General features: G+C 70.9%; 8 protein-coding genes. 5 read left to right on the top strand and 3 right to left on the bottom strand.

From position 1 onward, the window contains the following. Nucleotides 1-150: 150 nt before the first annotated feature. Nucleotides 151-1254, top strand: a complete 1104-nt coding sequence (locus AB0G63_RS09075; protein ID WP_360746572.1) for a hypothetical protein — start codon at nt 151-153, stop codon at nt 1252-1254. 57 nt (nt 1255-1311) lie between these two features. Here the strand turns inward: AB0G63_RS09075 and AB0G63_RS09070 are convergent, their stop codons facing one another. The 3 genes from AB0G63_RS09070 to AB0G63_RS09060 form a co-directional block, all read right to left on the bottom strand. Beyond that, nucleotides 1312-2193: a hypothetical protein gene (locus AB0G63_RS09070; RefSeq protein WP_360746569.1), complete on the bottom strand. Its 882-nt coding sequence runs from the start codon at nt 2191-2193 to the stop codon at nt 1312-1314. 193 nt (nt 2194-2386) lie between these two features. Next, on the bottom strand, nt 2387-3463 hold the full coding sequence (locus tag AB0G63_RS09065) for a metallophosphoesterase (RefSeq protein ID WP_360746565.1): 1077 nt from the start codon (nt 3461-3463) through the stop codon (nt 2387-2389). A gap of 201 nt (nt 3464-3664) precedes the next feature. Beyond that, entirely contained in the window at nt 3665-4777 is a 1113-nt protein-coding gene (locus AB0G63_RS09060) for a LacI family DNA-binding transcriptional regulator (protein ID WP_324790139.1), read from the bottom strand. Between the two features lie 397 nt (nt 4778-5174). Between AB0G63_RS09060 and hisC the strand changes: the two genes are divergently transcribed. The 4 genes from hisC to cydD all read left to right on the top strand — a co-directional run bounded on the left by hisC (nt 5175) and on the right by cydD (nt 12753). Continuing rightward, nucleotides 5175-6254 (top strand): histidinol-phosphate transaminase, encoded by a 1080-nt coding sequence (gene hisC, locus AB0G63_RS09055; RefSeq protein ID WP_360746562.1) that lies wholly within the window; start codon nt 5175-5177, stop codon nt 6252-6254. 378 nt (nt 6255-6632) lie between these two features. Beyond that, on the top strand, nt 6633-8141 hold the full coding sequence (locus tag AB0G63_RS09050; protein WP_360746559.1) for a cytochrome ubiquinol oxidase subunit I: 1509 nt from the start codon (nt 6633-6635) through the stop codon (nt 8139-8141). 17 nt (nt 8142-8158) lie between these two features. After that, nucleotides 8159-9178, top strand: a complete 1020-nt coding sequence (cydB, locus tag AB0G63_RS09045; RefSeq protein ID WP_360746556.1) for a cytochrome d ubiquinol oxidase subunit II — start codon at nt 8159-8161, stop codon at nt 9176-9178. 71 nt (nt 9179-9249) lie between these two features. Next, nucleotides 9250-12753, top strand: a complete 3504-nt coding sequence (gene cydD / locus AB0G63_RS09040; protein ID WP_360746553.1) for a thiol reductant ABC exporter subunit CydD — start codon at nt 9250-9252, stop codon at nt 12751-12753. Nucleotides 12754-12852 lie beyond the last annotated feature (99 nt).

Raw genomic sequence — 12852 nt, 5'->3', positions numbered from 1 at the left:
GGAGACCAGGGGCTCCACGTCGATCCTGTCCCGGGCGGCGAGGTCGAGGAAGCACGCCAGGTTGCGGCGCTCGGTCCAGCGCACGTAGCCGATCGTAACGGTAGGAACACGAAGCCGCTCGGCGTCGTCAAGATCCATACTGTCTTCCGCGTGGATGGGATCGATGTAGCCAACGGAGTCGCGGGCGCCGTCATCGGCATGGTGTTCGCCGTGCTGTTCCAGCAGCCGTTGCAGGACGCCTGGTACCGCCTGCGCAGACGCTCGGCCGGCGCGATCCGCGCCTTGGCGCGTGGGGACGAGTCGGGACCCGCCTGGCGTACGTTCTCACTCGGGCCCCTGCACACCTCAGCCCTGATCGTCGAAGGGGATGGAACGTCTCCGATACCGTCCGAGACGATCCACATCCACGTGCTCGACGGCGAGGTGGAGCTGCCGCCGGACATGGTCCCCTGGCGAGCGGAGATCGCGGAGCAGAGCGAGAGCCTGCGAGCGGAGGGACGCGCACCTCTGTGGAACGGACCCCGTTACGCGGTCGAATCGTTCGACCTGTCGCGTACCGCTCTGGACGAGACGCCCGAAGTCCACCTGAGGCTCAGGCCGACCGACTACTACACCTTCCTGGCCGCCCAGCAACTCGACCGCCGGCTGCCTGACGGCACGACACCCCGCTCCCGCTACCTGGACCCGGACCGGCCGCTCGAGGCGCCGGACTTCCTCCAGTGCAGCTTCGCCGTCAACATCGCCGTCGTCACCGCCGACGACATGCTGGTGGTGAGCAGGCGCAGCGACCGGGTGCGCATGGCGCCGGGCGTCTGGAACTCCTCCGTCAACGAGGGTCTGTCCCGCCACATCGACTCGTCGGGCAGGAACGCGCCGGACCTGCACGCCGTGGCCCGGCGGGGGATGCGGGAAGAGCTGTCCCTGGAGCCGCACGAGTACACGCTCGACCTCCTGGCGTTCGTGCTCGACGTCGACAAGCGCCACTGGAGCGCTCACTTCCACGCCAGGCTGACGCAGCTCAGGAGCGCGGACCTCCAGGCCCGTATGAGCAGGGGCGTCGCGGACCGCTGGGAGCACGCGACCATCGACTACGTACCCTTCAACCCGGCAACGGTGATCAAGTACCTGATGCGGGACGACCGCGTCCACCGGTGGGCGCCCTTGGCGCCGGCGCTGTTCCACCTCTCTCTCGTGCACGCCTACGGCCGTACGCCGGTGGAACGGGCCGAGGCGCAGATCATCAGGCGTCTGTAGGCGCGGCATGCGCGCCCCCGGGGTCCGGAGGGCGCAGGCTGCGTGCGTCCGCCCTGGTCACTCCGGCCGGTGTTCCGGGCCTCCGAAGTCCGGGCTGGTGTAGTCCGGGCTCGTGAAGCTCGGGCGCGGGCCGGCGGCCGGGCCGTCGTCCGGGCTGCTGAACCCCGGCCGGTCGTAGCCGAGTTGCGGAATGCGGCCGCTCGGCGTGGGCTGTGCCGTCCGCCGGAGTACGGCAGCGGTGGCGGGATCCTCGAGCGCCTCCCGCAGGAACGGGAGGACGCCGCGTTCCAGCAGGGCCTCGCGCCAGGCTTCCCTGGCCCGGAAAACCTCCGCGCCCGACTCCCCGTAGGACCCGGCGTCGAACGACGGCCTGTTGCGCAGGGCGGTGAGCAGGAGCCCGACGGCGGCGACGAGGATGGCGACCGCGGTCATGGCACCGAACACCCACCCGGCGGTGAGCAGGGTCCTGCCGAACGCCTTGTGGGGGGCGAACGACTTGATGACGTAGCCGACGAGCAGGAAGATCGCCGCTGCTGTTCCGGCGAGGACGGGGGTCAGGACGGCGGCGACGGCGACGGCGCCCGCGCCGGCCGCCTCGTCGGTCTCGGCTGTCCCGCCGAGCGTGGTGGCGAGCCCCAGCCCGCCGCCCGTGCCCGGCTCGTCCGGGCCGGACGCGTGGGCGGACGACGGGGTGGGCGGCGCCGGCCGGCGCAGTTCCTCGCGGACCTTCACGTAGTGCTGGTACTCGGCCGCCGCGGCGGCCGTGATGAGCGCGGTGGCGTTCAGCGCCATGGTGCGCAGCTGTTCGGAGTTGAGCCGCTGTCCCACAGCGGCGAGTTCCGGGCGGTGTGGTGCCAGACGCAGCGCCTCATCGAGGATCCGCTCGTATTCCTGGCGGTCCTCGCTCAGCAGGTGCTGCGGAATGCTGTTCATGTGCATCCCCCGATGCTCCGTAGGGCTTGGGGCTCGCATGACAACGAGCCGTCGGGCAGAAACGGAGGGGAGCCTGCTACGGATAAGCCGATGGTAGAGCGGTGGGGGCGCGCGGTGACAGGGGGTTTCCGGAAATTGGGCCCTGGCCTGCGCTGTTGGGAGCGCTCCCGGCGAGCGGGGGCGCCTGCCCGGTGAACGCTCAGGCCTCCAGCGGAAGCTGCTGGACCAGCAGTTTTCCGGCCATGGTCACTCCGCCGTCCATGGCGATGGCCAGTCCGTCGGCGTAGACGTGCGGTCCCTCGACCACCGGACCGCTGTCGTCCCCGCCGTCCTCGGAGCCGACCTGGCCGAGGAGATACGGGATGGGGCTGTGGCCGTGAACGATACGGGTGCCGCCGTACGTATCCAGCAGGGAGCGGACGTGGTCGGCGCCGCCCTCGTCGCGGAAGGAGAAGCGCTTGGTGAACTTGCGGAAGAGGTCCCAGCACTCGTCGGCGTCGTTGCGCGTGAGCGTCTCGCGGACGGTGTCGTTGACCGCTTCGATCGAGTCGCCGTAGTCGAGGTAGGCGGTGGTGTCGGAGTGGACGAGCAGGTAGCCGTCGACCTCCTCGACGGCGTCGAGGCGGGCCATCCACTGCAGGTGGTGGTCCTGGAGGCGGTCCATATCGGTCTTCTGGCCGCCGTTGAGCAGCCAGGCCGCCTGGAAGGTGGCGGTGCCCGCGCCGGAGTTGACGGGGGTGTCGCCGAACCGCTTGGCGCCCAGCAGCAGCAGCTCGTGGTTGCCCATGAGGGCCTTGCAGTAGCCGCCGGCCGCGGCGGCCTCGGCGGACAGCCGCATCACGAGGTCGATGACGCCGATGCCGTCGGGGCCGCGGTCGGTGAAGTCGCCGAGGAACCACAGCCGGGCGGTGCCCGCGCTCCAGTGGCCGGCCGCGTCGATGAGGCCCTTCTCGCGCAGGGCGGCCACCAGTTCGTCGAGGTAGCCGTGCACGTCTCCGACGACGTACAGCGGTCCCGGCCCGTCGGTGTGCGGCGGGGCGGGCGCGGGAGCCGGGGCGACGGTCACCTGGAGCGTGTCACCGCGCTTGATGACGGGCAGGTCGCGCTCGGTGGGCGTGTAGCCCTCCGGGTGGGCGGCCTCGTGGGGCGGGACGACATCGCCGGGGTGCGCGCTGTGGCCGTACGGACCGGTCTCGTGGACGTACGCCGGTACCCGGAAGTCGCGCAGCGTCGCCGTCCGCTCCACCTCGGGTCCCTGACCGGCCCCCTGAGTCATCAGACCCCTCCACCATCGCGCCGCATCTGCACCGCTTCGGACTGCCTGGTCGCAGCGGCCCGCGGTGTCGTGGGCCCATCATAGGAACGCGGATCGCGCCATGTGATGACCCAGGGGTGCTCAATCGGAACAAGAGTCCTGTTCACTGTGGCTTTCGCCCCGGTTGAGCAGGGCTTCGACCGTCTGCCGACGGTACCTCTTCTACTCCTCCTCGGGCGACCGCGGCGGGCTGACCGTCGTCCGCTGCGGGCGTCGCTGCGAGGAAGTGCGCACGATCAACTCGGTCGGTATCACCTGCTCGACCGGTTGGTCCGATTCGACCCCCTCGATCGCGTCGATGAGAAGCTGCACCACGGCCGTGCCGATCCGGCGCGGTTTCAGCGACAGCGTGGTGATGGGGGGCTCGGTGTTGGCGTACACGGTGGACTCGCTGCAGCAGACCAGAAGCAGGTCGTCCGGTACCCGCAGGCCGTAACGACGGGCGGCGGCGAGCAGATCGGTGCCGTTGGGGTCGAACAGGCCGTAGACGGCGTCGGGCCGGTCGGGGCGGGCGAGCAGCCGGTCGGCGGCGACGGCGCCCGCGCACGGGTCGTGTGCCGGGTAGGCCTCGTACACCGGGTCCTGGCCGACGCGCTCGCACCAGCGCAGGTACGCCGTGGTCGACAGGTGGGTGTACGTGTCCGTGGTGGTGCCCGTCAGCAGGCCGATGCGGCGGGCGCCGGCGTCGGCCAGGTGGTCGAGGATGCCGAGGACTGCGGCCTCGTGGTCGTTGTCGACCCAGGCGGTGACCGGGAGCGCGCCGGCCGGGCGGCCGTCGGAGACGACCGGTAAGCCCTGCCGGACCAGCTCGCTGACGACCGGGTCCTGGTCGGAGGGGTCGATGACGACCGTGCCGTCCAGGGCGACGTTCGACCACACGTCGTGCCGCGAGGTCGCGGGCAGGATGACGAGCGCGTAGCCGCGGGCGAGCGCGGCGGAGGTGGCGGCGCGGGCCATCTCGGCGAAGTAGGCGAACTCGGTGAAGGTGAAAGGTTCATCCCCGTACGTCGTCACGGTCAGACCGATCAGGCCGGACTTGCCGGTACGGAGGGTCCGGGCGGCGGCCGAGGGACGGTAGCCCAGCCGGTCGGCGACCTCGCGCACATGGCGCCGGGTGGCGTCCGGGAGCCTGCCCTTGCCGTTGAGGGCGTCGGAGACGGTCGTGATGGAGACTCCGGCGGCGGCGGCCACGTCTCTGATGCCCGCCCGGCCCGGCCGGCTGCCTCGCCGTGAGGTTTCCGCGCGGCTCACCTGGTGCTTCCCTGCTGCTGTCATGGCGAGCCGATAGTAGGGCTCATGCGGTGGGGTAGGGCGGACGCATATGCACGCGTTGACAGGCACGTTTCTGCATGGTCATTTGCCACTAACGTCCTGTGAAACGAAGCCAGTTGAGCGATTCGATGGCATTACGTGACTTGTCGGCACGCATGAGCCTGCCAAGTCACCGATGTTTCGAAGAGGTCTCAACTCACCTTCACGAGCGATGCGCGCCACGGCGCGAGCCACCGGCGCGTAGATATATGTGACAGCGCCCCTGGTTTCATGGGGATTCGTACGTCGATGCCCGTGATGTCGTCGGAAAGTACGAGGTCAGCGCGCACCTGTACGCAACGGCCCCGAATCCTCATAAGGTGAGAAGTATTGGATGCCGGTGGTCATGAGGAGGACTGCGGTGAGCGAGACGAGCCCCAAGCTGCGCGCCGAGCTGGAGGGTATCCCCACCTACAAGCCGGGCAAGCCCGCCGCAGCCGGGGGACCGGTGGCCTACAAGCTGTCCTCCAACGAGAACCCCTACCCCCCGCTGCCGGGTGTGATGGAGACCGTGGCGGCCGCCGCCGCCTCCTTCAACCGCTACCCCGACATGGCCTGCACGGGCCTGGTGGACGAGCTCGCCGAGCGCTTCGCCGTCCCGCCCTCCCACCTGGCCACCGGCACCGGCTCGGTCGGCGTCGCCCAGCAGCTGGTGCAGGCGACCTCCGGGCCCGGCGACGAGGTCGTCTACGCCTGGCGGTCCTTCGAGGCGTACCCGATCATCACGCAGATCAGCGGCGCGACGTCCGTGCGCGTGCCGCTGACGCCCGGTGACGTGCACGACCTGGACGCGATGGCGGACGCGGTCACCGACCGGACCCGTCTGATCTTCGTCTGCAACCCCAACAACCCCACCGGCACCGTCGTGCGGCGGGCCGAGCTGGAGCGGTTCCTCGACCGGGTGCCCTCCGACGTGCTGGTCGTGCTGGACGAGGCCTACCGCGAGTTCATCCGCGACCCCGAGGTGCCCGACGGCGTGGCGCTCTACCGCGACCGGCCGAACATCTGCGTCCTGCGGACCTTCTCCAAGGCCTACGGCCTCGCGGGCCTGCGCGTCGGTTTCGCGATCGCGCACGAGCCGGTGGCGGCGGCGCTGCGCAAGACCGCGGTGCCTTTCGGGGTGAGCCAGATCGCGCAGGAGGCGGCCATCGCCTCGCTGCGCGCCGAGGACGAACTGCTCGGCCGGGTCGGCTCGCTGGTGTGCGAGCGCACGCGCATGGTCGACGCGCTGCGCGCCCAGGGCTGGACGGTGCCCGAGACCCAGGCCAACTTCGTGTGGCTGCGGCTGGGGGAGCGCACGGCCGCGTTCGCGGCGGCGTGCGAGCAGGCGGGCGTCGTCGTGCGGCCGTTCCCGGGTGAGGGTGTGCGGGTCACGATCGGGGAGACCGAGGCGAACGACATCTTCCTGAAGGTGACGGAAGAGTTCCGCAAGGAGCTGTAGCCCCCGTCTTGACGCGGGCCAGTGCGGCGACCAGGGCCTGTCCGGCATGATCCGCCGGACAGGCCCTTGGTATGCCGGCCGCACGGCCGAGAGGAACCTCACAGGCGGGCGGCGCGGCCCGCCCGCCGTTCGCCGCCGACCTCGTGTCGACCCTCCGTGAGCAGCCCTTTCGCCGCCATGGGCCGGGCGGCCCTGTCCATGGGGGGCCGGTCGGTCGGCCTCAGGGACCCCCCGCCCATCCCGGTCCGAACGGGTATGCGTCATAATTCCTTGTGAATGTGAACGCGTTCACAAACGTGTCCCGGTTGCTCCGTTCCTGTGCCTTTGCCCTGGAGCAAACTGCCGCTTGTGACCACGGCCACGTAAGGAGACCACGACGTGGAAATGGCTTTGGCGCCGGAGACACTGGCGCGCTGGCAGTTCGGTATCACCACCGTCTACCACTTCCTCTTCGTCCCCCTGACGATCTCGCTCGCCGCCCTCACGGCCGGCCTGCAGACCGCCTGGGTGCGCACGGACAAGGAGAAGTACCTCAGGGCGACGAAGTTCTGGGGCAAGCTCTTTTTGATCAACATCGCGATGGGCGTGGTCACCGGCATCGTGCAGGAGTTCCAGTTCGGCATGAACTGGTCCGACTACTCGCGCTTCGTCGGTGACATCTTCGGCGCGCCTCTCGCCTTCGAGGCGCTCATCGCCTTCTTCTTCGAGTCCACCTTCATCGGTCTGTGGATCTTCGGCTGGGACAAGCTGCCGAAGAAGCTGCACCTGGCCACCATCTGGATGACCGCGATCGGCACGATCCTGTCGGCGTACTTCATCCTCGCGGCCAACTCGTGGATGCAGCACCCCGTCGGCTACAAGATCAACCAGGCGAAGGGCCGTGCCGAACTCACCGACTTCTGGCACGTCCTGACCCAGAACACCGCACTCACCCAGGTCTTCCACACGCTGTCCGCGGCCTTCCTGACCGGCGGCGCCTTCATGGTCGGCATCGCCGCCTGGCACCTGTTCCGCAAGAAGCACGTGACCGTGATGAAGACCTCGCTGCGGCTGGGCCTGGTCACCGTCGTCATCGCGGGTCTGCTCACCGCGGTCAGCGGCGACTTCCTCGGCAAGGTCATGTTCAAGCAGCAGCCGATGAAGATGGCCGCCGCCGAGGCGCTGTGGGACGGGCAGGACTCGGCGCCGTTCTCGGTCTTCGCCGTCGGCGACGTGGACAAGGGCCACAACAAGGTGGCCATCGAGGTGCCGGGCCTCCTCTCCTACCTCGCCGACAGCAATTTCACCTCGCACGTCCCCGGCATCAACGACGTCAACAAGGCCGAGCAACAGAAGTACGGGCCGGGTGACTACCGTCCGGTCATCCCCGTCACCTACTGGGGCTTCCGCTGGATGATCGGCTTCGGCATGGCGTCCTTCGCCATCGGCCTGGCCGGCCTGTGGCTGACCCGCAAGAAGTTCATGCTGCCGCAGCACCTGCGCGTCGGTGAGGACGAGGTGCCGCATCTGGTCCTGTTCAAGGACAAGGCGCTCAGCCCCAAGATCGGCAGGCTGTACTGGCTCGCGGCGATCTGGACCCTGGCCTTCCCGTTGCTCGGCAACTCCTGGGGCTGGATCTTCACCGAGATGGGCCGCCAGCCGTGGGCCGTCTTCGGTGTCCTGCAGACCAGCAGCGCCGTCTCCCCCGGCGTCTCGCAGGGCGAGGTCCTCACCTCGATGATCGTCTTCACCGTGCTCTACGCCGTCCTCGCCGTCGTCGAGGTCAAGCTCCTGGCGAAGTACGTCAAGGCCGGCCCGCCCGAGCTCACCGAGGCCGACCTCAATCCGCCCACGAAGATCGGCGGCGACACCCGTGACGCCGACAAGCCGATGGCCTTCTCGTACTAGGCCGAGGAGCTGAAGTCATGCACCTTCACGACGTCTGGTTCATCCTCATCGCCGTCCTGTGGATCGGCTACTTCTTCCTCGAGGGCTTCGACTTCGGGGTCGGCATCCTCACCAAGCTGCTCGCCCGCGACCGGCCCGAGCGGCGCGTGCTCATCAACACCATCGGGCCCGTCTGGGACGGCAACGAGGTCTGGCTGCTCACGGCGGGCGGCGCGACCTTCGCCGCCTTCCCCGAGTGGTACGCCACGCTGTTCTCCGGCTTCTACCTGCCTCTGCTGATCATCCTGGTCTGCCTGATCGTGCGGGGCGTCGCCTTCGAGTACCGGGCGAAGCGGCCCGAGGAGAACTGGCAGCGCAACTGGGAGAACGCGATCTTCTGGACCTCGCTGATACCCGCGCTGCTGTGGGGCGTGGCCTTCGGCAACATCGTGCGGGGCGTCAAGATCGACCAGAGCCGCGAATACGTCGGCACCTTCTGGGATCTGCTCAACCCGTACGCCCTGCTCGGCGGAGTGGTGACGCTGACGCTGTTCACCTTCCACGGGGCGGTGTTCACGGCGCTCAAGACGCTCGGGGACATCCGGGAGCGGGCGCGCAAGCTGGCCCTGCGGGTCGGTCTCGCCACCGCTGTTTCTGCACTGGTCTTCCTGCTGTGGACGCAGATCGACGGCGGGGACGGCAAGAGCCTGGTCGCGCTGGTCGTGGCGGTCGCCGCGCTGGTCGCCGCCCTTGTGGCGAACCAGGCCGGGCGTGAGGGATGGTCGTTCGCCCTCTCCGGAGTCACCATCGTGGCGGCGGTGGCGATGCTCTTCCTGACGCTCTTCCCGAACGTCATGCCGTCCTCGCTCAACAGCGACTGGAGCCTCACGGTCACCAACGCCTCGTCGAGCCCGTACACCCTGAAGATCATGACCTGGTGCGCGGGGATCGCCACGCCGATCGTGCTGCTCTACCAGGGCTGGACCTACTGGGTGTTCCGCAAGCGGATCGGTACGCAGCACATCGCCGCCGACACTGCCGCCGGAGCTGTGCACTGAATCTGCCGGGGAGGGTGTTTCACGATGTTCCGTCATGTTTCACGTGAAACACCCTCCCTGAACCGAAGGGCATGTTTCACGTGAAACCGATCGATCCCCGACTCCTCCAGTACGCCCGCGCCACCCGCTTCTTCCTGATGGCGGTCGTCGGCCTGGGCGCCGTCGGTGCCGGGCTGGTCATCGCGCAGGCGATGCTCATCGCCGAGACGGTGGTGGGCGCCTTCCAGCACGGCATGTCTGTCGCCGAACTCCGTACTCCGCTGCTGTTGCTGGTGGCCGTGGCGTGCGGGCGGGCCCTGGTGTCCTGGCTCACCGAACTCGCCGCGCACCGCGCGAGCGCGGCGGTGAAGTCGGAACTGCGCGGGCGGCTGCTGGAGCGCAGCGCCGAGCTGGGACCCGGCTGGCTCGGCGGGCAGCGGACCGGATCGCTCGTCGCCCTGGCCACCCGCGGGGTCGACGCCCTCGACGACTACTTCTCGCGCTACCTGCCGCAACTGGGGCTGGCGGTGGTCGTGCCGGTGGCGGTGCTGGCGCGGATCGTCACCGAGGACTGGGTCTCGGCGGCCATCATCGTCGCGACGCTCCCCCTCATCCCCGTCTTCATGGTCCTCATCGGATGGGCCACCCAGTCCCGGATGGACCGCCAGTGGCGGCTGCTGTCCCGGCTGTCCGGGCACTTCCTGGACGTCGTCGCCGGCCTGCCGACGCTGAAGGTGTTCGGGCGGGCCAAGGCGCAGGCCGAGTCGATCCGGCGCATCACCGGCGAGTACCGGCAGGCCACCATGCGCACCCTGCGGATCGCCTTCCTCTCCTCCTTCGCTCTGGAACTGCTGTCGACGCTGTCGGTGGCGCTGGTCGCCGTGACGATCGGCATGCGCCTGGTCCACGGCGAGATGGACCTCTACATCGGCCTGGTCATCCTGGTCCTGGCCCCGGAGGCGTATCTCCCGCTGCGGCAGGTCGGCGTGCGTTACCACGCGGCCGCCGAGGGACTGGCCGCCGCCGAGGAGATCTTCGCGGTCCTGGAGACGCCGGTGCCCGCCTCGGGGAACGGTGCGGTGCCGGAGGGCGCCCTCGCCTTCGAGGGGGTGACCGTCCGCTATCCGGGCCGCGCCGACGACGCCGTCTCGGACGTGTCCTTCGCCGTCGCGCCCGGAGAGACGGTCGCGCTCGTGGGGCCGAGCGGCGCGGGCAAGTCGACGCTGCTGAACGTCCTCCTCGGCTTCGTACGGCCGGCCGAGGGGCGGGTGTCGGTCGGCGGAGCCGACCTCGCCGGCCTCGACCTGGAGCAGTGGCGGTCACGGATCGCATGGGTGCCGCAGCGTCCGCACCTGTTCGCGGGCACCATCGCCGAGAACGTGCGGCTGGCCCGCCCCGACGCCGACGACGGTGCCGTGCGGCGCGCGCTGGAGGACGCCGGGGCGCTGGAGTTCGTGGACGCGCTGCCCGACGGCGCGGCCACGGTGCTCGGCGAGGACGGCGCCGGACTGTCCGCGGGGCAGCGGCAGCGCCTTGCGCTGGCCCGGGCGTTCCTCGCGGACCGGCCCGTGCTGCTGCTCGACGAGCCGACGGCGGCCCTGGACGGAGCCACCGAGGCCGGGATCGTCGAGGCCGTGCGGCGTCTGGCCGTGGGGCGGACGGTGCTGCTGGTGGTGCACCGGCCGGCGCTGCTCGGCGTGGCCGACCGGATCGTGCGGCTTCATGAGCCGGCCCCCGCCGCTCAGGCGGAGCACGCGACGGCCGAGGTGCGCGGCGCCGGAGGGACGACGTCCCCCCTCCCCGCCGCCCCGCTCGAACCCGAGACGGCGCAGACGCCCTCGGGCAGCCGGAACGTCCTCGCCCGCGTGCGGTCCATGTCCGCGGCGCGCCGCGGACGCCTCGCCCTCGCCCTGCTGCTCGGCAGCCTCGCGCTCGGCAGTGCCGTCGGGCTCATGGCCACCTCCGGATGGCTCATCTCCCGGGCCTCGCAGCAGCCTCCGGTGCTGTACCTGATGGTGGCCGTCACGGCGACGCGTACCTTCGGCATCGGGCGCGCCGTCTTCCGCTACGGCGAGCGGCTCGTGTCGCACGACACCGTGCTGCGGATGCTGGCCGACACCCGGGTCGCCGTCTACCGCCGTCTGGAGCGGCTGGCGCCCGCCGGACTGCGGCGGACCCGCCGGGGCGATCTGCTCTCGCGGCTGGTCGCCGACGTGGACGCCCTGCAGGACTACTGGCTGCGCTGGCTGCTGCCCGCGGGCGCCGCGGTCGTCGTGTCCGCCGTGTCCGTCGCCTTCACCGCCTGGCTGCTGCCCGAGGCCGGCGCCGCGCTCGCCGTGGGCCTGCTCGCGGCCGGGGCCGGCGTCCCGCTGGTGACCGGCGCCGTGGCCCGGCGCGCGGAGCGCAGGCTCGCCCCCGCCCGCGGGGCGCTGGCGACGCGGGTGACCGACCTGCTCACCGGCACCGCGGAGCTGACCGTCGCCGGCGCGCTGCCCGCGCGCACCGCCGAGGCGCGGCGGGTCGATGGAACGCTCACCCGGATCGCCTCGCGCGCCGCCACCGCGACCGCGCTCGGCGACGGGCTCACCGCCCTGCTGTCCGGCCTGACGGTCGCCGTCGCCGCCCTCGTGGGCGCCCAGGCGGTCGCCGACGGGCGGCTGAACGGCGTGGCCATGGCAGTCGTCGTCCTCACCCCGCTGGCCGCCTTCGAGGCCGTGCTCGGGCTGCCGCTCGCCGTGCAGTACCGGCAGCGGGTGCGCAAGAGCGCGGAGCGCGTGTACGAGGTGCTGGACGCCCCCGAGCCCGTACGGGAACCCGAGCAGCCGCGGCAGGCGCCCGCCTCGCCGTTCCCGCTCGTCGTCCGCGGCCTGGCCGCCCGGCACGCCGGACAGGACCGGGACGCGCTCGCCGGCCTCGACCTGACGCTGGAGCGGGGGCGCCGGATCGCCGTCGTCGGCCCCTCCGGCTCCGGCAAGACGACGCTGGCCCAGGTGCTGCTGCGCTTCCTGGACGCGGGCGCCGGTTCGTACACGCTGGCCGGTGTGGACGCGTACGCGCTCGACGGCGACGACGTAAGGCGGTTCGTCGGACTGTGCGCCCAGGACGCGCACCTCTTCGACAGCTCCGTGCGCGAGAACCTGCTGCTCGCCAAGAAGGACGCCACCGAGGACGAGCTGCGCGCCGCCCTGAGGCGCGCCCGGCTGCTGGAGTGGGCCGACGGCCTGCCCGAGGGGCTCGACACACTCGTCGGGGAGCATGGGGCCCGGCTGTCGGGCGGACAGCGGCAGCGGCTGGCGCTGGCCCGCGCGCTGCTTGCCGACTTCCCGGTCCTGGTCCTCGACGAGCCCGCCGAACACCTCGACCTGCCGACGGCCGACGCGCTCACCGCCGACCTGCTGGCGGCCACCGAGGGCCGCACGACGCTGCTCATCACCCACCGGCTGGCCGGTCTGCGGGCCGTCGACGAGGTCGTCGTGCTGGACGCGGGGCGGGTGGTGCAGCGCGGAGCCTACGCGGAACTGGCCGCTGCGGGCGGGCCGTTGAGCGACATGCTGGAACGCGAGGAGCAGTCGGAGCTGCTGGCGGCAGCGCGGTAGCGGCGGGGGCCGGACTGTCCCGGACTGGGCCGTTCGGGGCCGGCGGTCCCCCGGGTGCACGACGTGAACAGGCGCCGTGGGACCGTCGCGGGCACGATC

Source organism: Streptomyces sp. NPDC020996, from assembly GCF_040641355.1.
In the GTDB taxonomy this organism is placed as follows: Bacteria; Actinomycetota; Actinomycetes; order Streptomycetales; family Streptomycetaceae; genus Streptomyces.
The sequence above is the reverse complement of the archived record's forward strand: the minus strand, read 5'-3'. Positions and strand labels throughout refer to the sequence as shown.